This is a genomic window from Tychonema sp. LEGE 06208 (assembly GCF_015207505.1).
GTDB lineage: Bacteria > Cyanobacteriota > Cyanobacteriia > Cyanobacteriales > Microcoleaceae > Microcoleus.
This window is the reverse complement of sequence record NZ_JADEWT010000022.1, coordinates 18515-38866: the sequence shown is the minus strand read 5'-3', so window position 1 is coordinate 38866 and position 20352 is coordinate 18515. Positions and strand designations below refer to the sequence as shown.

The 20352-nt window shown below is 46.3% G+C and carries 14 protein-coding genes and 1 tRNA gene; 5 read left to right on the top strand and 10 right to left on the bottom strand.

Features of this window, described 5'->3' with window-relative positions; all coding sequences use genetic code 11:
• Positions 1 to 54 precede the first annotated feature (54 nt).
• The gene (locus IQ263_RS08410; protein ID WP_228049895.1) at positions 55 to 1278 is read right to left on the bottom strand and encodes an FAD-dependent oxidoreductase; all 1224 of its coding nucleotides are present in this window, start codon (positions 1276 to 1278) and stop codon (positions 55 to 57) included.
• A 333-nt stretch (positions 1279 to 1611) separates the two neighbouring features.
• Between IQ263_RS08410 and IQ263_RS08405 the strand changes: the two genes are divergently transcribed.
• Positions 1612 to 2928, top strand: coding sequence for a glycoside hydrolase family 10-like protein (locus IQ263_RS08405; protein ID WP_194067027.1), 1317 nt, complete (start codon positions 1612 to 1614; stop codon positions 2926 to 2928).
• A 746-nt stretch (positions 2929 to 3674) separates the two neighbouring features.
• Positions 3675 to 4655, top strand: coding sequence for an aldo/keto reductase (locus tag IQ263_RS08400; protein WP_194067026.1), 981 nt, complete (start codon positions 3675 to 3677; stop codon positions 4653 to 4655).
• Positions 4656 to 4730: 75 nt separating this feature from the next.
• On the opposite strand, the gene IQ263_RS08395 is transcribed toward IQ263_RS08400, so the two are convergent.
• From IQ263_RS08395 to IQ263_RS08370, 6 genes are all read right to left on the bottom strand, one after another.
• Positions 4731 to 5942 carry a M20 family metallopeptidase gene (locus IQ263_RS08395; protein WP_194067025.1) on the bottom strand — a complete coding sequence of 404 codons (1212 nt, stop codon included), beginning with the start codon at positions 5940 to 5942 and terminating at the stop codon, positions 4731 to 4733.
• A 144-nt stretch (positions 5943 to 6086) separates the two neighbouring features.
• Entirely contained in the window at positions 6087 to 6209 is a 123-nt protein-coding gene (locus tag IQ263_RS29245; protein WP_255515836.1) for a hypothetical protein, read from the bottom strand.
• 144 nt (positions 6210 to 6353) lie between these two features.
• Positions 6354 to 7061, bottom strand: a complete 708-nt coding sequence (gene bioD, locus IQ263_RS08385) for a dethiobiotin synthase (protein WP_194067024.1) — start codon at positions 7059 to 7061, stop codon at positions 6354 to 6356.
• A 59-nt stretch (positions 7062 to 7120) separates the two neighbouring features.
• Positions 7121 to 8791 carry a serine/threonine-protein kinase gene (locus IQ263_RS08380; RefSeq protein WP_194067023.1) on the bottom strand — a complete coding sequence of 557 codons (1671 nt, stop codon included), beginning with the start codon at positions 8789 to 8791 and terminating at the stop codon, positions 7121 to 7123.
• A 496-nt stretch (positions 8792 to 9287) separates the two neighbouring features.
• Positions 9288 to 9746 carry a GatB/YqeY domain-containing protein gene (locus IQ263_RS08375; RefSeq protein ID WP_194067022.1) on the bottom strand — a complete coding sequence of 153 codons (459 nt, stop codon included), beginning with the start codon at positions 9744 to 9746 and terminating at the stop codon, positions 9288 to 9290.
• Positions 9747 to 9800: 54 nt separating this feature from the next.
• Complete coding sequence (locus IQ263_RS08370; protein ID WP_194067021.1) at positions 9801 to 10040, bottom strand: hypothetical protein; 240 nt, start codon at positions 10038 to 10040, stop codon at positions 9801 to 9803.
• 131 nt (positions 10041 to 10171) lie between these two features.
• Here IQ263_RS08370 and IQ263_RS08365 point away from each other — a divergent pair, with 131 nt between their 5' ends.
• Both IQ263_RS08365 and IQ263_RS08360 read left to right on the top strand, forming a co-directional pair.
• The gene (locus IQ263_RS08365; protein ID WP_194011432.1) at positions 10172 to 11164 is read left to right on the top strand and encodes a ribose-phosphate pyrophosphokinase; all 993 of its coding nucleotides are present in this window, start codon (positions 10172 to 10174) and stop codon (positions 11162 to 11164) included.
• Positions 11165 to 11567: 403 nt separating this feature from the next.
• Entirely contained in the window at positions 11568 to 12848 is a 1281-nt protein-coding gene (locus tag IQ263_RS08360; RefSeq protein ID WP_194067020.1) for a DUF3747 domain-containing protein, read from the top strand.
• A 269-nt stretch (positions 12849 to 13117) separates the two neighbouring features.
• Here IQ263_RS08360 and IQ263_RS08355 read toward each other — a convergent pair whose 3' ends face one another.
• The 3 genes from IQ263_RS08355 to IQ263_RS08345 all read right to left on the bottom strand — a co-directional run bounded on the left by IQ263_RS08355 (position 13118) and on the right by IQ263_RS08345 (position 18735).
• Entirely contained in the window at positions 13118 to 14029 is a 912-nt protein-coding gene (locus IQ263_RS08355; protein ID WP_194067019.1) for a hypothetical protein, read from the bottom strand.
• Positions 14007 to 18311, bottom strand: a complete 4305-nt coding sequence (locus IQ263_RS08350; protein WP_194067018.1) for an AAA domain-containing protein — start codon at positions 18309 to 18311, stop codon at positions 14007 to 14009. The genes IQ263_RS08355 and IQ263_RS08350 overlap by 23 nt, the downstream gene beginning before the upstream one ends.
• Positions 18312 to 18662: 351 nt before the next feature.
• A tRNA-His gene (locus IQ263_RS08345) sits at positions 18663 to 18735 on the bottom strand.
• Between the two features lie 802 nt (positions 18736 to 19537).
• Between IQ263_RS08345 and IQ263_RS08340 the strand changes: the two genes are divergently transcribed.
• Positions 19538 to 20221 carry a manganese catalase family protein gene (locus IQ263_RS08340; protein WP_194011436.1) on the top strand — a complete coding sequence of 228 codons (684 nt, stop codon included), beginning with the start codon at positions 19538 to 19540 and terminating at the stop codon, positions 20219 to 20221.
• The last annotated feature ends 131 nt before the right edge of the window (positions 20222 to 20352 follow it).

The following is a 20352-nucleotide window of genomic DNA, read 5'->3' as shown; positions in this document are numbered from 1 at the left end:
CCGCAGAGGGCGCAGAGGGCGCTGAGAAAGATGGGAGAATAGCTGAATGTATTGCTATTTGGTGTTGCGGGTTTTGGGCAGATTGCTGAATTTTTGCATAAATTGGCGATCGATCCAATCTTTCCAGTACCACAATAACGGTGATTCCCACATGAACGATCCGCGAGAGGCGATCGCCCTTTTATTCCCTGTACCAATTAAGGCTAAATATTGTGACTGCGGTGCAAACGGTTTCAGCGGTTTTTGTGATAAAAAATGCTGCAAGTTTTCAAACAGCGGTTTGCCCTGACGCACGGCAAACACGCCTGCTTTGGGACGGGGATAATTCACCATCGCGCAGATGTCTCCAGCCCCAAATACGTTGGGGTGAGAGACTGATTGGAGGCAATCGTTGACTTGCATAAAGCCTTTTGAGTCGGTGGCCAAACCGGATTCTTTTATCCAATTGGCTGCCGATGCTTGTGTCACCCAAAAAATGATCTCGCACTCAACTTTCAAACCCGATTCACAACAGATGGCATTGGGCATTGGGCACTGGGAATTGGGAATTGGGCATGGGGCATTGGATGCTATTTCAATCATTTCTTGGTTTTCTATAGCACGGACTTTTTCCATTAAATGTACTTTAATGCCACGACTAATCAGAATTTCTTTGAGGCGATGACGTACTCTATAGTTATGTCCCTGCATCAATTCAGCCCCGCTGTGAAACAAGTGAATTTCTAATCCCTCTTCCTGCTTAAACTTTCCTGTTGTGTTGTTAAAAATCCATCCGTTAAATCCGTTACAAAATCCGCTGCCGAACCCTTCTCCCTTCGCAAGATGAGATTGCATATTCAATGCTAATTCTACGCCACCGGCACCGCCGCCGACAATGGCGATCCGCAGCGGTTTTTGGGGATGGTTTTGTCTTTCGGAAATTAACTGATTCCAGCTAGCTAAAAACTCCGGTACCGGTTTAGCTGGAATGGCATATTCTGCGGCACCAGGCACCGATAGAGTCGCGGGAGTGCTGCCGATATCTACAGAAAGCACGTCAAAATTAACTGGAGGGCGAGTTTGACAAATAACTAAATTTTTGCTAAAGTCGATGGCGATCGCCCGATCGACCAATATTTGACATTTGGCAAATTCCGCGAGCGATCGCAAATCGATGTGACATTCATCATAATCGTAAAACCCAGCAACGTGCCCCGGCAGCATCCCCGAATAAGGCGCGTACAAGACATCGCTAATCAAAGTCAAACGCACTCCTGGCAGCGGTTTGATGCCGAACATTTTTAATACAATAGCATGACTGTGGCCGCCACCAATTAAGACTAAATGTTTCACAAATTAGATATGTTCGATCGAGATTTTTCACCACAAATATTGTACAGCACTCGCACTCCCGCAGACCGCACTGTCCGGTCAGGAGAATTTGCAGCGCGTAACTAATTCTAGCCCAGCACTTTGACAAAATGCTCTGACTTACCCTCTGGATCGCAGATTATATTTGACCGGCGCGGCGATCGTACATTCAGCACAAATTGCTGTAGACTGTAGAACGAGCAAACTTCATCACCAAATTATGCCGGGGTGTGTTTTATAGCTAATTAACCATTCACAACTATGACATTACGCATCATTCCTCGCAGTTGGCAGCGATCGATTAAAACAATTTTCCCGCTGCTATTTGCGATATCATTCATTATAGTATTGCTGGTTAATAACTTAACTCCGGCGATCGCCCAACAACCCCGCCAAGAAATTCGCGGAGTTTGGATGACGACAAACGACAAAGACATCCTCAGAGATAGCCACAAACTAGGAGATGCGATCGCTAAATTAAAGCGGTTAAATTTCAACACAATATATCCCGTAGCCTGGAACTCTGGCTATGCAATGTATCCCAGCCCAGTCGCCCAGCAAAGAGACATTCAACCATTTGTTTACAGAGGGTTAGACGGACAGGATATGCTCGCAGATTTAATTGCCCAAGCCCACCGCCAAGGCCTGCTAGTAATTCCTTGGTTTGAGTTTGGTTTTATGACACCTCCCACCTCAGAATTAGCATTAAACAATCCCGATTGGCTGACACAAAAACAAGACGGCAGCCAAACATCAAACAGCGCAGGTGGCGAAGTAGTTTGGCTTAATCCATTTCATCCAGAAGTGCAGGAATTCATTACCGAACTCGTACTAGAAATCACCACCCAATATAACGCCGACGGCATTCAATTTGACGACCACATGAGTTTGCCATCAGAATTTGGCTACGATGAATACACCATTGCTTTGTATACCAAAGAAACCAAAAAAGCACCGCCCAAAGATTTTGAAGATCCAGCATGGGTGAAATGGCGAGCCAATAAAATCACCGCTTTTATGTCGCAGCTAAATCAAGCAGTAAAAGCAGTAAAACCCAACGCTATATTCTCAATTTCTCCCAATTACTACGAATTTGCTTACAAGCATCACCTGCAAGATTGGCTGAATTGGGTGCGTTTCGATATTGCCGACGAACTAATCGTGCAAGTTTACAGTCCAAATCTACAATCATTTGTGGACAAGATTAGCCGTCCAGAAATGCAAGAAGCACACCAAAAGATTCCCACCGGAGTTGGGATTATGACAGGTTTGAGAAATCGCCCAGTAGCGATTCAGCAAATTCAATCCCAGGTGCGCGCCGTCCAACAATACGGCTTAGGTGCGGCTTTCTTCTACTACGAAAGCTTGTGGGAAGATGCACCGGAACCAATTGGCGATAGATTTTCTCAATTTAGTGAATTCTTCCCATTTGCTGCATTCCGAACAGCGCTACAAATACCCAGACGCGCCGCAACTTTCCCACCGCCGCCGCCACCCAAACCAGACCCGAAAGCTAAGCCCCAGCAACCTATAAAAGACTCCGCACCTTCGCCCTCACCAACCACATCACAAAAGTAAAGAGTCATTAGTCATTAGTCATTAGTCATTAGTCATTGGTTGTTGGTTATTGGTTATTGGTTATTGGTTGTTGGTTATTGGTTATTGGTTATTGGTTATTGGTTACTGGCTACGAATTCCCAATCCCTCCGCTTCGCTCCGCCCAATTCTCACTTCCCAATAACAACTAACAAATAACAACTAACAGCTAACAGCTAACAGTCAACAGTCAACAGTCAACAGTCATTGGTCATTGGTCATTAGTCATTAGTTGTTGGGAATTGGTTATTGGTTATTAGTTATTGGTTATTGGTTATTGGTTATTGGTTATTGGTTATTGGTTACTGGCTACGAATTCCCAATCCCTCCGCTTCGCTCCGCCCAATTCTCAATCCCCAATAACAACTAACAAATAACCACTAACAACTAACAGCTAACAGCTAACAGTCAACAGTCAACAGTCAACAGTCATTGGTCATTGGTCATTAGTCATTAGTTGTTGGGAATTTGTTATTAGTTATTAGTTATTGGTTATTGGTTATTGGTTACTGGCTACGAATTCCCAATCCCTCCGCTTCGCTCCGCCCAATTCTCAATCCCCAATAACAACTAACAAATAACAACTAACAGCTAACAGCTAACAACTAACAGTCATTGGTCATTGGTCATTAGTCATTGGTCATTAGTTAAAGGCCCACAATAAAATTCACTCTTTGACAGAAGTGCAAGATTTCAGAGCAGAGTTAATATAACAACCATCAATAAGAATGCAAACTAACCAAAAAATTTTACTGCCAAAAATGGGCTGCGGCACTTGGGCCTGGGGTAATAGATTACTCTGGGGTTACGATGAAAGTATGGACGAGGAATTGCAAGCTGCATTCAATCTTTGCGTCAGCAGCGGTGTCACCTTGTTCGATACCGGCGATTCTTACGGAACAGGAAAATTAAACGGACGCAGCGAACAGCTTTTGGGGCAGTTTTCTCAACAATATCAAGGTGCAAATAAAGACAATATTTGTATTGCGACAAAACTAGCAGCTTATCCTTGGAGGCTGACGCGACAATCCATGATATCCGCTGGTAAAGCCTCGGCTTCGCGGCTCGGAAAAAATGTAGATTTGGTGCAAATGCACTGGTCTACAGCTAACTACGCTCCTTGGCAAGAGGGGGCTCTTTTGGATGGTTTAGGCGACCTTTACGAGCAAGGATTGGTCAAGGGTGTAGGTTTGTCTAATTACGGGCCGAAACGGCTGAAATGGGTGCATCAAAGATTTAGCTCCCGCCAAATTCCAATTGTTACTTTACAAGTGCAATATTCGCTACTTTCTACCTATCCGGTGACAGAACTCGGATTGAAAGATGTTTGCGATGAATTGGGGATAAAATTAATTGCTTACAGTCCTTTAGCCTTGGGGTTGCTGACGGGTAAATACTCGAAAAATGGCTCTCTTCCGAAAGGTATTCGAGGTTTGGCGTGCAAGCAGCTACTTCCGGGAATGCGATCGCTTTTGGGATGTTTGCGAGAAATAGCGGCATTCAGAAACAAGACTGTTTCGCAGGTAGCAATCAACTGGTGCATCTGCAAAGAAACTATTCCCATTCCCGGCGCTAAATCTGCCGCACAGGCGAGGGATAATATTGGTGCTTTGGGCTGGGAATTAGACTCCGGCGAGATTGCAGAATTGGACAAGGCGGCGGCGAGTGTGGATAAAAAAATGGTGCAGAATATCTTTCAAACGAGATAACCCGGTTCGTAGTGAGGAATGCGAGTCCGCATTAATCAGAGGACTAACATCCTGACTACGAACCTATGAAAAAAGCTAATTGCAAAACTTTTCTACGCACCTCACAAACATTTCTACACCCATCCCCAAGGCAGTTTCATCAAAATCAAAGCGCGGGTGATGGTGCGGGTAAGCCAAGTTTTTTTCGGGATTTGCCGCGCCCAAAAAGAAATAGCAACCGGGGACTTCTTGCAAAAAGAATGACATATCCTCGCCGCCCATTGTTTGACATTCCGGCACTATTCCTGCAGGAGTTTCTACAACTGATTCGGCGGCGCTGCGTACCAATTGAGTCATGCTCGCATCGTTGATAACTGGCGGGTAAAGCGGGCAATAATCGAGTTGGTAATTTGCGCCGTGACTCTGACAAATTCCGGCAATTATTTGCTCGATTCGTTGAGCAAAATAACCTTGATATGTGGGATTGAAATAGCGCACTGTACCGCCGATTTGGGCGGTGTCGGCGATGACGTTGTGGGTGTCACCTGCGTGGAATTTGCCGACTGTTACTACGGCTGAGTCGATCGGGTCAATGTTCCGCGCGACAATTGCCTGTAAGGCGCTGACAATTTGGGCTGTAACTACGATCGCATCTACTGTCTGATGCGGCATTCCCCCGTGCCCACCCTTGCCAAAAATCCTGCAGTCAAAAACTTCGACAGCAGCCATCAGCGCCCCGCTGCGAACGCCTACAGTGCCTAATGGTAGATTGTTCCACAAATGCAAGCCGACGATCGCATCAACATCAGGATTTTGCAAAACTCCCGCTTCAATCATCGGTTTTGCGCCCCCCGGGCCTTCTTCGGCGGGCTGAAAGATAAATTTTACTTGACCCGAAAAGCTGTGTTTGTGCTTGGCGAGATAACAAACTGTACCGAGGGCGATCGCAATATGACCGTCGTGGCCGCAAGCGTGCATAATACCATCATGCTGCGATCGATAATCCACCTCATTTTCCTCTTGAATCGGCAAAGCATCCATATCAGCCCGAATTGCCAAAACCCGCCCCGGTTTGCCGCTGTCGATAGTGGCGACAACGCCAGTGTTAGCAATATTAGTTTGATGCTCAATTCCCCATTCCTGCAACTTTTGCGAGACAAACTGGGCCGTTAAATTTTCATCAAAACTCAACTCCGGCTTTTCGTGCAAACGCCGCCGCCATTCGACTAACTGAGGCTGCAAGTTTCTAATCTCCAGCCGCAATTGAGATAAATCGACATCAGTTAAATTCGGTAAAGTAGAAACCATTTTTCATTCTCCTTATAGCAATTTGTGAACCTCATTCTTCTCTTACTCTGTGCTCTCTGCGCTCTCTGCGGTTAAAATAAAATCTTAATTTTTCACCGCAGAGGCCGCAGAGTACGCAGAGAAAGAGAGGTGTTTTGAATAGGGTTATTTAGAAGTCTGAGGAACTAAATTAACCCCCGGAAGTAATCGCTCTAAATCTAATTCTGAAGCTGCTCTCGCTAATTTTGTCAGGTCATTATCAGTTAAATTCGGTAAAGTAGAAACCATTTTTCATTCTCCTTATAGCAATTTGTGAACCTCATTCTTCTCTTACTCTGTGCTCTCTGCGCTCTCTGCGGTTAAAATAAAATCTTAATTTTTCACCGCAGAGGCCGCAGAGTACGCAGAGAAAGAGAGGTGTTTTGAATAGGGTTATTTAGAAGTCTGAGGAACTAAATTAACCCCCGGAAGTAATCGCTCTAAATCTAATTCTGAAGCTGCTCTCGCTAATTTTGTCAGGTCATTTGGGTCATCTAAATGAGGCAAAATACCCAGCACGGGCATTTGAGTCAGCGACTGGATCAAATCTATTGGTGTCAAGTCGGCAATTTCTTGTGCAGAACAAGCTTTAACGCAATTAAGCACAATTCCTCTGAGCTTAAAACCCGCGTGTCTGGCGAGAGCAACATTTGCCACAGCTTGCCCGATCGCCCCCAGCCTCACAGGTACCACCAAAACTCCCCTCAGCCGCCAATCCCTGGCAATATCGGCCACCGTCAGTTCCCGCGTTACAGGCGAACCCAGCCCTCCCAAAGCTTCCACCAACACAAAATCCTTGCGCTCAGAGAGGCTTTGCAGCGCCGTCCAGACTTTTTCGAGTTCGATCGGTCTCCCTTCCCGTTCTGCAGCCACCGGCGGTGCTAGAGGTGCATCAAAGTGCAGCGGATTGAGTTCTTCGGGGGATTGGTCGAGGCGAAACAAACGGGTGTAGAGTTCGCGATCGCCCGTACCCGTTTGCAGCAGCTTCATAATTCCCAAACTGCGCTGCGGGAAATACATTTGCCAATAAGCAGCCAGAGCGCTGGTCAAAACAGTTTTGCCCGCGTCGGTATCAGTTCCAGCAATCAGCAACGAGTTCATTGGCAAATAGCTAACAAGTAATTGGCCTCAACTTCACTCTACATTGTCTTGCCAAAAGTTTAGAGTTCCGGCGAGGGGGCAGGAGTTGGTGCGGGTTCCGGCGACGGTGCGGGAGTTGGTGCGGGAGTGGGTGCGGGTTCCGGCGACGGCGCGGGAGTGGGTGCGGGTTCCGGCGACGGCGCGGGAGTGGGTGCGGGTTCCGGCGACGGCGCGGGAGTTGGTACGGGTGTCGGGGCTGGTGTCGGTTTTGGTGTCGGAGTCGGTTTGGGTGACGGGGCTGGTGTCGGTTTGGGTGTCGGAGTTGGTTTGGGTGTCGGAGTCGGTGCTGGTGTCGGTTTGGGTGTCGGAGTCGGCGCGGGGCTTGGTTCTGGTAAAGGTTCCGGGCTTGGTTCCGGTAAAGGTTCCGGGCTCGGTTCCGGTAAAGGTTCTGGGCTCGGTTCCGGTAAAGGTTCTGGACTCGGTTCTGGTAAAGGTTCTGGGCTTGGGGTTGGTAAAGGTTCCGGGCTTGGGGTTGGTAAAGGTTTTGGGGTTGGGGTTGGTAACGGTTCTGGGCTTGGTATCGGATTTAGGATCGGTGTCGGAGTTATGACTTGTGGTGGTGTCGGAGTGGGTTTGGGTGTCGGTTTTTTGAGAAATGAGCCTACTAAGGCCCAGGAACCGAAGCCTGTCAAGATTACTAAGCCTGCTAGCAATCCGATCGCAGCAACGGGATTGTCCCAAACAGAGCCGCCAGCGGGCTGAATTAGGGGGTCAGGTTGGTTTTGCGGGTAAGAACTAGGGGCGATCGGATCGGGATCGGGCGGCCGGCCCACGGCCACCGTGGCGATTAGCGAAGCGTTTGACGGGACTACAGCAGGCGCTGGCGGTAAAGTTTGCTGGTTAGGCTGAGGGTTGGTTTTTCCGTCGAGTGCTTTGGCTACTTCGCTGACAGATTGATATCGATCGCCCGGAGAGCGATTTAACATCCGATTCAGTACCGCCGCCAAGCCCGCGCTCACCTGCACTTGCTGCTGCCAATTCCACTGCAGGGTTCTTTGATCGAGCAATTCCTGCGGTTCTTTGCCCGTCAGCAGGACGATCGCCGTTACAGCTAAAGCATACAGGTCGCTGCTGGCAGTTGCGCGCCCGCTTTGCAACTGTTCCATCGGCGCGTAGCCGATTTTACCGACTGTTGTCGCGTGGGCTGTTCCTTCAGGAGACTGGACTTTGGTGGCGAGTTCTTTCACCACTCCAAAGTCAATCAGCACCGGCAACTGGTCGTTTTCCCGGCGGATGATATTTTCAGGGGAGATGTCGCGGTGGATGATGCCGCGGGCGTGGATGTGAGCCAGTACCGGTAGCATTTGCCGGATAAATATCAAGACTTCGGCTTCGCTGAATCTGCCGCCTGCAGAAGTGCGATCGAGCAACAGTTCGCGGTAAGTCATCCCTTCCACGTAATCCTGCACTAAAAACAAACGTTGATTCTCTTCAAATATTGCCCGAAACTGGGGAATTTGCGGGTGCGAAATTTGGTAAAGTATTGCCGCCTCTCTTTGAAACAATTCCTTCGATTTTTCCAAAACGTAAGGCCCGCTTTGCACCGGAATCAATTCCTTTAGGGCGCAGCGTTCTTTAAACCGCCCCTCGTCTTCTACTAAATAAGTGCGGCCAAATCCCCCTTGACCTAAAATACTCACCAAGCGGTAGCGGTTTTGTAGGAGAGTTCCAATAGCAATAGGTGGCTGCATAAGTTTAAGTAGAAATTGTTAAAAAATAGGCGATCGCTCGCAGACCTAGTAATGCTAGGTCTTTAATGCTCTCGAACATACTTCACTGTCTGTAGTTCCCAGTCCCGACCAAAGTTAGCATTTTACATTTTTTTACGCAACTTTGAGAAACCAGCAAATTTAAGTAGGGGCGATTCCCTAGGGGATAGCTTCGCTTAACGCAGCGGGATAATCCCCTACATTCTTCGTTCTGACTGCTGACTGCTGAACTAAGGATCGAAAACTTAATAACTTAAACACCTCTTACAGTCCTCTCTCTTGTAAGTTGCCAGATCAAAGGAGGCTCTTCCTCGCCCCAGAAGCATTACCAGGCAGAGCGAAAGTAACGAGCAAAGAGGGCGGGCACGCACCATCCACCCCCCCTACCAACTGACTAAGGACTACTGACTACTGACTACTGACTACTGACTACTGACTACTGACTACTGACTACTGCCAACTGCCAACTGCCAACTGACTACTGACTAAGCTTTGCTTTCACCATGTCTTGAATTCTGTTACCGTCTGCTTTGCCTTTAAGCTGCTGCATTGCCTTGCCCATCACCTTGCCCATCTCTTTTGCAGAAGTAGCGCCCACCGAGGCAATCACTTCGTCAACCACTTGACTCACCTCTTCGTCTGACATCTGCGGCGGCAAATACTCTTCCACAATTACCAACTCCGCCTCTTCTTGTGCCGCTAAGTCTTCGCGGCCGCCTTTGCGGTATTGTTCGATCGAATCCCGGCGCTGTTTGGCTATTTGCATCAAAATTTCCAATTCTTGAGCTTCTGTCAGCGTCTCTTGCCCGGAAGGACGCAAGCTGACTTCTTTTTCGAGAATAAATTTTTTGATGCCGCGCACTGTTTCCAAGCGAACTTTGTCCTTGGACTTCATGGCTGCTTTGATTTCTGCGTCAATCCGTTCTCTTAAGCTCATCGATTTCTACCTTGCTTTGCCCAATATCAAAAATCAGGAGTATGCTTCCGATTCTTAACTTTTTTTACAGTATTTTTCAAGTTTATTGTCTGTCGGTCGCATTTTTATCACTTTGAAGCCGGATGCTTTCGGCCTTTGACCGAATTTTGGGCGATCGCAACTTTCAGTCAGGGCCCAGACATTGACTGTCGCCAGAATTTTGAGACGCAGGGGGCCGGCGGGCGATCGCACTTCTGGGACTTCTGGCACTACAGAACTTGGTAGAAACGCGGTTTCTCGGACGTAATTCTGCAACTCCTATTCAGTTCGTCTAAATTAACACTTGCGATCGCTCCGAAAGTTGAATCTATCAAAATAATGACTTAATATTTCGAGTTTAAGATGGTAAGATAGCGGTGGAATAAACGTCCTGCAAGAGGCCTGCTGTGATCCGTTCTGCTACTTTACCACTTCCGCTTCCCGAGTCGCCGATTTCTGGCAACGACCGTCTGCGGCTGTTTTCCGGTTCCGCTAATATTCCCCTCGCCCAAGAAGTGGCTCGCTATCTGGGGATCGATTTGGGGCCGATGGTTCGCAAGCGGTTCGCGGATGGCGAACTCTACGTTCAAATTCAAGAATCGATTCGGGGTTGCGATGTTTACTTGATTCAGCCAACTTGCTGTCCGGTAAACGATCGCCTCATGGAATTATTAATCATGATCGATGCTTGTCACCGCGCTTCTGCAAGACAAGTTACTGCTGTGATTCCCTACTACGGCTATGCTAGGGCAGACCGCAAAACAGCCGGCAGAGAGTCGATTACTGCAAAATTAGTGGCTAATTTGATTACTGAAGCAGGGGCTGGTCGCATTTTGGCAATGGATTTGCACTCGGCTCAGATTCAAGGTTATTTTGACATTCCTTTCGATCACGTTTACGGTTCGCCCGTGCTTTTGGATTATCTGGCGAGGAAACAGTTGTCGGATATTGTTGTGGTTTCGCCGGATGTTGGCGGAGTCGCCAGAGCCAGAGCCTTTGCTAAAAAGCTTGGCGATGCTCCCCTGGCAATTATTGACAAGCGCCGACAAGCTCACAATGTGGCAGAAGTGATGAACCTGATCGGTGATGTCAGTGGCAAAACTGCTGTGTTGGTGGACGACATGATCGATACTGCCGGCACGATTTGTGAGGGTGCCAGATTGTTGCGCCGCGAGGGTGCGAGGCAGGTTTATGCTTGTGCTACTCATGCAGTATTTTCGCATCCGGCGATCGAGCGTTTGTCTAGCGGAGTCTTGGAAGAGGTAATTGTTACGAATACAATTCCTGTACCTGAAGAACACCGTTTTGAACAGTTAACCGTACTTTCGGTAGCGAATTTGCTGGGCGAAACTATTTGGCGGATTCACGAAGATAGTTCTGTTAGCAGTATGTTCCGGTAGGCATAAAAGGCCTTTATTTAATATTTATTTTAAGGTGCGTTAACCAGCGTGTAACGCACCTTTTTTGTATAGGATATCCCCTCATATCAATTCCGGTTGCACTCCTACATGATGTTAACTGTTAACTGTTAACGCCTGAATTTACTATTCCGATGAAGAGAGGATTTGACATCACATCCTCTAAAAAAGGCTGACGAAATAAAATACTCTTCTCCCCCCATAGTTGGGAGGCTAGGTTGGCTCAGATTTAATTTGCACGGTATTGAATTTTATTATATTTCTCCGACTCACGGCGCATCAACGGAACAACAGATGGTAAAATTCTATCTTGTTGTCAGAAGACCGCGACCTTTTAATCTTCTAGGTATGTCTCATCAACACAAGGAGTAAAGAGGGAAAAACTATGAAACATTTACTGCTACGAACAGCAGCCGCACTGGCAGGTTCAGCAATTTTAACACTAGGCGCGATCGCCCCAGTCAAAGCATTTACTTTTGACGAAACCGAAATCAACCAAGAGCGAGTAGTTGCGATCGCCCAACCCCGCCCCTTCGGTGGCTATCAATTGCTAATTGTAGAACAAGTAACAGACAAACGGCAATGCTGGAGCGAAAACGGCTCTAATCCCGTCAGAATCGATCCCTTATTAGTTAATTTTGATTTCACCGGCATTTGCGGCCGCGCCACAGACAGCAACGGCTTTTCTATTCGCATGGGCGGCACCGATTTAGCATTAAAATACAGCCTAAGTTTGGAAAGCATTGACGGCAATGTTGTACTCATGGGAACTTCCCTAGATCCCAACGTTAAACCGATAATTATCGGCCGGACAAACGGTGATGTTAACGGCTTTATGAAAATCACTCTCGATCCGGGCTGGCGATTTAGTAAAAGAGCTTATCAAGGCAAAGTATTAGGTCATTTTTATTTCACAACCAGTCAAAACGCGCCGGGAGAAACTGGCAATACCGGAGGAAATAACGGCGGAAATACTGGTGGAAATACTGGCGGAAATACCGGAGGAAATACCGGAGGAAACACTGGCGGAAATACTGGCGGAAATACTGGCGGAAATACTGGATCTTCTACATTCGGAGATATTGCAACTGATATCTACGCTTCCGAAATTAAAGAAGCTGTCGCGCTGGGATTTGTAGCGGGCTTTGCTCAAGATAATACCTTTCGGCCCCAACTTGCTGTCACCAGAGAGCAATTAGTATCTTTAGTATTGGAATCCTTGAAAGGAATACAAGGTGCTAATATCGCATTTCCCAGCATAGTTGCTTCCCGTCCCTACAGCGATGTTGATAACTCACGCTGGAGTGCGGGAAAAATTCAATTTGCGCGAGACAATAAGATAGTCAGCGGTTACACAGATGGAACTTTTAAACCTACGCAGCCTGTGACTCGCGCTGAATTGATGGCGGTGATGCGAAGATCTGCAGAATTTGGTTTGTTGGCGCGGGGAATGCAGCCGAATTTATTGGCTAAACAGCAGCCTAAAACTTTTTCAGATACTCAGAATCATTGGGCTGCTGCGATTATCAATCAAATGTCTGGTTATTGTGGTGTAGCTTCTCCTCTTAACGAAATTGGGAATCGGTTTGCTCCCGATGATTCTGCAAAGCGGAATTACGGGGCGGCGGCTACTTTGCGGATGCTGAAATGCGTTAAGGCTCAGTAGAAATATCGTAGGGTGCGTCAGTTTAGCAATCTTAAGACTGATATCAAATCCTCTCTTTATCGGAATAGTAAATTCACTGTTGACTGTTAACTGTTGACTGTTGACTGTTGACATCATGAGGAGTGAACCGGAATTGATATGACGCACCTACAGGATAGAAAATACTGAAATTTAGGAATTAGTTAAATCGTGTTCGGTAGATTACTATAACAAAAACGGATTGCGCGTGTAGAATGCGAGTCCGCTCTTTTCTTGGGGACTCGCAACTTTTAGGGTTTCTTCTTTCTTCCTGCGGCTGTAGATGACTTTTTGCGAGTTTTTTTAACCGGGATCGTTTCTGACTCAGGCTGTGCAATTTCTTCCGTTGATTTGCACAATTCATTCAGCAATTTCTGCTGAGATTCGAGTTGGTTGAGAAAGTTTGATGCTGTTTCTAATATTTGCTTTCCCTGTCGGGCTTGAATGGTAGTTTTATTTTCTATTCCATCCAGCAACACAAAAATTGATACTGTTTGTAAAATATCTAAATCGTCGCCGATGACATCGCACTTAGAGACAATTTTGCCGTTTTCGGGGATGTGAATTCCTAAACCGGATGCTTCGATTAACGGCTGGATTTCTGCTATGCTTAAATCGGCAAAGTCGGTAATTTGATGTTCCAGCGATACTAATTCTGCTAAATCTGGTAAATCGCTGGATTCTGCGGCTACAGCATCGAATTTGAAGGTGAGAGTTTGATTTAAAGGATCGGAAATCGCGTAAATTGATTGAACGTGCGATCGACTAACCGTACCTTTTTCGCAAAAATCTTGACCTTGCGGGGCGATCCTCTTCGAGGGCTTCGCTAACGCAATTTTACCATTATCCGCCACCTCCAAAACCTCCAAACCAACCAAATTCGCCGCCGCAGTCTTCACAAAAACCAAATCCAACCCCAACAAATCCGCCAATTCCTGCAAAGTCGGCGCAGGATCGAACTCAACACCAGCCCGCAAAATAAACTCCTCCAACACGTTAAACTCGCGCGGTTCGCTAACAGTCACCTCCAGCGGAGTTTGGCGGATAGCAAACCTCAATTGACGCGCCGCCAACACCGACAAACCAGGATTTTGTTGCTCGATTTGTGCAGCTAGCGAACTTAAATTCGAGTCAATTGATTTAGCTGAGGACGCTAGAAACATCTACAAAACCTCCCCAGTGACGCACCGTTTTTGAAACTTCCTGATACATTTTTCCCACAGTACCTGTTTGTTGGGTAAATAAATCGTGACAGCCGACAACTACCAGCAATTCCTGGGCGCGGGAAAATGCCACATTCACCCGTTCCGGTTCCTTAGCAAATCCAATATCGCCCCTAACATTATTGCACACCGTGCTGACAATAATTACAGGTCTTTCCATGCCTTGAAATATGTCAACCGTACCAGTGCGGATGCTCAAAGAAGGAAACTTTTCGGCTTCTATTCTATCTTTAATGGCGTTCAATTGTGCGCCGTAAAAAGTAATGATTCCGATTTCCTTCGGCGGTTCACCCTCTAATATTTTAGGCCGCCAAGCGGTTTCCATCTGTTCGCACAAAAGCTCGATCGCATCAATCTCCTTGACATTCAGCCGCGAAGTACCCTGTTTTTCCTCCTCAAACCCTTGTCCCACAGGCGTTTTCACCCACAGGAGGTGATGGTTTTCTTGAATAATTTTACCTGCGAGATTGTGCGCGCGTCTCGTATCGGCTTCCAAAATCCCGCAGTTAAGTTTTTGTTGGTAAAACTGATTGATTGCGCCCATGATTTGCGGGTGCATTCGGTATTGAGTTGTCAGCATTTTCTTGATCCCGTCGCTGGCATTTTCAAACAATACTTTAAACAGCGATTCTTTGATAAAGCTAAGTTCATCTCCAGTGCAACCGATATCTTCGGCGATATCATCGATCGTACTTCGATCGAACATCGGCGGCAATTGCCTGTGATCGCCCACCAATACTAATTTTCTACCCTTCAAAGCTGGGATTAATAACTCTGGCGGAGTGCATTTGCTAACTTCGTCAACTATGACTGCATCAAAGCTGGGAAAGTTTTTGCTAAAATCAAAACTCGCAGCTTGCACACAGGTAATGCCGATGACATTAGCATTGTCAATATAAATTTGCTTTAAATCGTTGCGGTCTTTTTCCGATGGATGGCGAAGTTTTTCGATCCAATCTGTAACAAAAATTTGAGAACGATTTAATGCTGTTTCTTCTCGTTCTAATTCCCTCTGAAAATTATTGAAAATACGCTTAATTTTGCGTAAAAAATCCACGGCAAATAATTCGACATTGGGAATTTCTGGTTTGTATTTTTCCGGGAAACTTTGCCATGCTGACTCCCACCAATTTCTCTCAATTATTAATTCGGCTGTTGGTTGCTGCTGTTGCAGTTTAGCCGTAATGTCGTTTAATTCTGCTTGAAGTTGTGCGAGTTGCTGCTGCAAACCGGCGCTGGTTGTTTGCAGCGGTAATAATTGCTCGTCAAGACGGCTTTTAATATTTTCCAAAATCCCGAAAGGATCTAAGTCAGCAATGGATTTTTCAAGCTGGATCGCGCTCAACTTCCAAGCATCAATTTGCTTGACAAAATGCTGCGGTTGCTCCCAAATATTAGACTTTTGCGCGAGATATTGTTCGGCTAAACTCCGCAATCTTTCAGGTACATTTGGCTGGGCGACAATTGCTTGCAACAAATTAGTAACTTCGCTAATTTTTAAATTCGCATCTTGCTGCGCTATTTCTACCTGATTTTGGGCGGCAGATATTTGCTGCTGATTCAATGTTTGACCGATTTTATCTAATAATTGTTGCTGTTTGATCAGTTGTTGTTCGGTTTCGGTTTTGAGGGGAATTATGCACTGGCGGGCGTTGGCGAGGATGCTGTGTAGCAATTCTTTGACTAGGCGATCGCAAGTTGTCTGGATTTGATTGGGCTGAAAGGATTCACTGTAAAGTTGTTGAATTTTACTGAATAAATTATTCGCTTTTTCTACGATAAATTTGCGCTGGCTGGGGCTGATTTGGGCGTAGCTGGCGAAGTCTTTGGCTAGTTGCTGCCATTGCGCCCGATCGCCCGCAGCGAGCACGAGCGGCGTTTGACTCAAATTTAGGTGCAAAAACTCGCTAAACCGGAATTGCTGCCCCTGAATGTCCTTAAAACCCGCGCTGGCTTCATGGGAAATTGCGTTTTGCAGTCTTTCCAAATCGGGTAAATTCACTTTACTCTTAGGAGGGACGATCGGCAATTTGAGCGATCGCGCAATTTTCAGCAATCCCGCAGGCAATTCTACCATTTCATCAGTCAGCATCGCATTAGTTTCGCAGCAAGATTGCACAACCTTATAAAGTGTTGCATCTGCTGTCTCAATCCACTCTGCAACGCTGACGACAACGGCGGAAATTTCCGTTTTTCGCAGTTCCAAATTCTTGATTTTCTGTTCGAGATTGTGGCGGTGCGTCTGATTTTGCTTGTCGCCCAACTGTAGCTGATTCACCGCCTCCGACAACTGCCGCGACACCCGCAAAGACTCCGCAACCGCTGACATAGCGTGACAAACCTCATCAGCGCGATCGCCCGCCGCCTTAAATTCCGACATTTGCGCTGCTACAGTTTCCCGCAACCAAACCGCAATCCCAAACGCGCCGCACATAGGGCGATCCAAGCCAATTTGAATAGCATGATTAACACAAATTCGCACATTTGCCATAAAATTTTCTACTAAAACATTACCTTCAGAATAAGGTTTTAGTTTCGGCATAAACTCGGCAACTTCCGAAGATTCCCAGTTTATATCCGGTGTAGATAGCAGATTTGCTAAGCCATTAACCAAAAATTCAAGCTCGCTTTTAGCCGTTAAACTTAGTTCATAGGCTGCTGATTGCGCGGTCAATTTTTCCTCAATATCTGCCTTGCCGTCGTGAAGGTGCTTTAATTGCTTAAAAAAATCTTTTTCCGTGGCAAAGTAGGCATTAAATCGGTCATAATCTGCCAGCAACTGCCGCAAAAATGTGATATTCGTCTGGCGCTGCAAGAGCTTTTGTTCGCAATCAATCGCCGTATTTTGCAGCCAAGTGCCGATCGCATTTTCCTCCAAAAACGGCTGGCCTTCTTCCTGCACCTTATGAGCTTTTCCCTTCCGCAAAGCCCGAATCGCCGGATTGTGCACCAACCGACTCAAAGCATTATCAACGGCTAAATTTGCCTGGGAAGCAATTAACGTTTTCCCGCCCTGACGAGCAATTTGATAGCAAATTTCCGCAATCACCGTCGTTTTTCCAGTTCCCGGCGGCCCTTGAATCAAAATTAAATCCCGCGCCGAAAGCACCATTTCAACGGCGGCGAGTTGGTCGTCGTTAGCATTGCGATTTAATAAATCTTCCCGATCCAATTTAATTAGTTTATCGGGAATTCTCGCCTGGGAAGAGTCGAATAAAAATTCGCTCAAATACGGATTTTGAGCGCGGCCGTCAGTCAGCATTTTTAAAGCTTTTTTCTTGCGATCGATCTGACTGATATCGCCTGCAGCTTCAAAATACAAAAATCCTTGTTTGGGCAGTTGATATCTGCCACCTGCCATGCGATCGCCCAAATCAAAATCTAACTTAATCCGCAATTTACCGCGTTCAAACTCAATTTCAGCAATGCTACCCAAAGTTTCGCCATCGCGCGAACTTCTGCTTCCGGGCGGCGAATCAAATAAGATAATATCTTCATTTCTGGCTTGTTTTAGCCTTTCGCGAAAGTCGCCGATTTGTAAGGGATTTTCATCGTAGCCGTCAAGAGTTGCAGAATTGCGATCGATTTCAAAAGTTACGGTTTTTAAGCCAGAACCGTAGTTGTGGGCGCGGAAAGGTACGCAAAATTGACGCGCTTCGGCGATGCGTTTTTCTACATTTAAGAAAGTGTGCCAAACTTTTAATTGTTCGGTAGTCGGTATGTGTCTGTCGTCCCAAAATGGTATTTGTTGAATGCGGGCGATCGACTTTGCAGGAATTGGCGAGCGAGTTTGCGGCAAAAGTCGCAACTGCACCGGCAAAACATAGCCATCTTTTCTGCCTCTGGGAACCGCCACCAAACCAGCATCTAGCAATTTCAAGCCGCCGATTCCGTCTTCTGTGCGTACTGTTGCTAACAATCGCAAAGTGCGATCGGCTTTTTGCAACAATTCTGGCAATTCAAAATTATCTCCATCCGTAGCAAGAATCAATTCCCAAATTTCTTCTTCAGAAAATCTCTCATTTATCTTTTGGCGGCGCACGTAGAAAAGACTGTGGGATGTGCCGGCTATTTCCGACATCAAAAGTTGGGCGCGTTCTCTGCATTCCCAATCGTAATATTTCGCTAAAGCGGCTTCTCCTTCTATATCCCGAATAAATTTATTAATTGTGCGATCGCCACTAAATTTATATCCCCAATCTTCTGCTACTAAAGATCGCATATTTTGATTTTAAATTATAGATTGTAGATTTTAGATTGGATTTAAGATTAGCACATCGGTTTGTAGGATTTAACTCGTTACCAGGTTCTGCCTGGTAACGCAGATGCTTTGGCTCTGCCTCGCATTTAGATTGGATTTAAGATTAGCACATAGGTTTGTAGAAAACCGGGCGGTTAGAAACCGCGTCTATACAAACGAAACCCGCCTGTGCGGGTTGAAGACCGGGAAACGAAAATCACGTTATCTTCTTGAGTCCGCTTGGCACGGAAATCGTTTGTATAGATGGGGTTTCAACCGCCATCTGAGCTAAGCACCCAACGGGCGATCGCACCTGTACAATAGAATCAAAAGGGCGAATGATGGGAATTGAACCCACGAATGGTGGTACCACAAACCACTGCCTTAACCACTTGGCTACACTCGCCATAACTTTTCTAACTATAGCACTATCTTCCCGAAAAAGTCTAGAGGTCAAGCAAAAAAATTTTGATTTTTTTTTCAGCGTCCCCGAACCGATCGGATCAATTGTGCCTCAAATGCCTTGCACAGCAAGAGTTTAGCACAATTTCTCGTTTGGGCGATCGGCAAATATCCCGCTTCCTTAGCGCATTAAAATAGACACACATCCCGAACTGCATCAGTTGTCAACCCTCCCTCTTCCCTCTTCCCTCTTCCCTCTTCCTTTGCGCCCTTTGCGTCTTCGCGGTTCCTTAAAAAAAGTCTTCTGTGCAACCTAAAATCTAAAATCTAAAATCAATATGACTTACTCTCTCAATCCAGAATGTCAACAACCCGAAAATCCAACACCGCAAAACTTTGCTTAAACTGCGGCTCTAGCCTGTTGCTGAGACAGCGATATCGCCCGATTCAAATTTGAGGGAAAGGTGGATTTGGCAAAACTTTAGTCAACAGTCAACAGTCAACAGTCAACAGTCAACAGTCAACAGTGAATTTACAATTCCGATGAAGAGAGGATTTGAGATCGGCCCAAAATCAACCGAGTGCGACAATAATCATGCTGCTAAATAGTAATTTTCATGGCTGCTAAGTAATGAAATTTTTTAATTTAAACTCTACCTGAAAGTAGAGAAATTTGTTCCGCTATATGTATCCAGCGACCGAGGTTGGGGGCGATCGCTTATCGCACAATGGATTCTGAGGATGAACACACCCAAAGTCGGCAATTTGACGACTTTAACAACAGAAACAAACCGAGGTACCGATCCATGTTTTTTCACAAAAAACAACTAATGTCTGCCGTAAAAGTAGACGAAGCAAACCCCCGCTTTGCTCAATTGCTCCTAGAACAGTTTGGCGGAGCCACCGGAGAATTGACAGCAGCTTTGCAATACTGGGTGCAGTCTTTTCACTGTGAAGATGCAGGGATTAAGGATATGCTTCAAGATATTGCAATCGAAGAATTTAGCCACTTAGAAATGGTTGGCAAAATGATAGAAATGCACACTAAAAATGTTGACCAAACAGAAGCTTACAAAAGCACTTTGTTTGCCGTGCGCGGTGTAGGCCCGCACTTGTTGGACAGCCAAGGTCAAGCTTGGAGTGGTGCTTATGTCAACGAAGGTGGCGATGTCGTGCGCGACTTGCGCGCTAATATCGGTGCGGAAGCCGGAGCGCGTCAAACCTACGAAGCATTGATTAAACTCGCGCCGGATGCGGGATCGAAACAAACGCTGCAGTTTCTGCTGACTCGCGAAATTTCTCACACTCAAATGTTCATGAAAGCTCTCGAATCGTTGGGCAAACTCACCGATCCGTTTTTCGGTAATATTGAGCCAGATTCCACTGTGGATCTATACTTTAATTTGTCTACAAATGGCAAGGACGAACGCGGTAATTGGAACTCTGAACCTACTTTTAAGTACATCGCAGATCCAGCTCCCAAAGGTTAATTTGAGAGTTGTGTAGGGTGCGCGCCGCGCACCTAGAGCGCTAAAAAGTGCGCGTCAAAGCATTGTTTTACCTTATTGGTGTATGTAGGGTGCGCGATTTGAGAGATGCCGACGAAATGTCGAGCAATTTT

What these genes read in the sequence shown, in the direction of transcription:
- IQ263_RS08400 (WP_194067026.1), top strand. Translation starts at nt 3,675, where the DNA reads ATGCAAACTAACCAAAAAATTTTACTGCCAAAAATGGGCTGCGGCACT.
- IQ263_RS29245 (WP_255515836.1), bottom strand. Translation starts at nt 6,209, where the DNA reads ATGGTTTCTACTTTACCGAATTTAACTGATAATGACCTGACAAAATTA.
- IQ263_RS08410 (WP_228049895.1), bottom strand. Translation starts at nt 1,278, where the DNA reads ATGTTCGGCATCAAACCGCTGCCAGGAGTGCGTTTGACTTTGATTAGC.
- IQ263_RS08375 (WP_194067022.1), bottom strand. Translation starts at nt 9,746, where the DNA reads ATGAGCTTAAGAGAACGGATTGACGCAGAAATCAAAGCAGCCATGAAG.
- IQ263_RS08360 (WP_194067020.1), top strand. Translation starts at nt 11,568, where the DNA reads ATGAAACATTTACTGCTACGAACAGCAGCCGCACTGGCAGGTTCAGCA.
- IQ263_RS08395 (WP_194067025.1), bottom strand. Translation starts at nt 5,942, where the DNA reads ATGGTTTCTACTTTACCGAATTTAACTGATGTCGATTTATCTCAATTG.
- bioD (WP_194067024.1), bottom strand. Translation starts at nt 7,061, where the DNA reads ATGAACTCGTTGCTGATTGCTGGAACTGATACCGACGCGGGCAAAACT.
- IQ263_RS08355 (WP_194067019.1), bottom strand. Translation starts at nt 14,029, where the DNA reads ATGTTTCTAGCGTCCTCAGCTAAATCAATTGACTCGAATTTAAGTTCG.
- IQ263_RS08405 (WP_194067027.1), top strand. Translation starts at nt 1,612, where the DNA reads ATGACATTACGCATCATTCCTCGCAGTTGGCAGCGATCGATTAAAACA.
- IQ263_RS08380 (WP_194067023.1), bottom strand. Translation starts at nt 8,791, where the DNA reads ATGCAGCCACCTATTGCTATTGGAACTCTCCTACAAAACCGCTACCGC.
- IQ263_RS08340 (WP_194011436.1), top strand. Translation starts at nt 19,538, where the DNA reads ATGTTTTTTCACAAAAAACAACTAATGTCTGCCGTAAAAGTAGACGAA.
- IQ263_RS08350 (WP_194067018.1), bottom strand. Translation starts at nt 18,311, where the DNA reads ATGCGATCTTTAGTAGCAGAAGATTGGGGATATAAATTTAGTGGCGAT.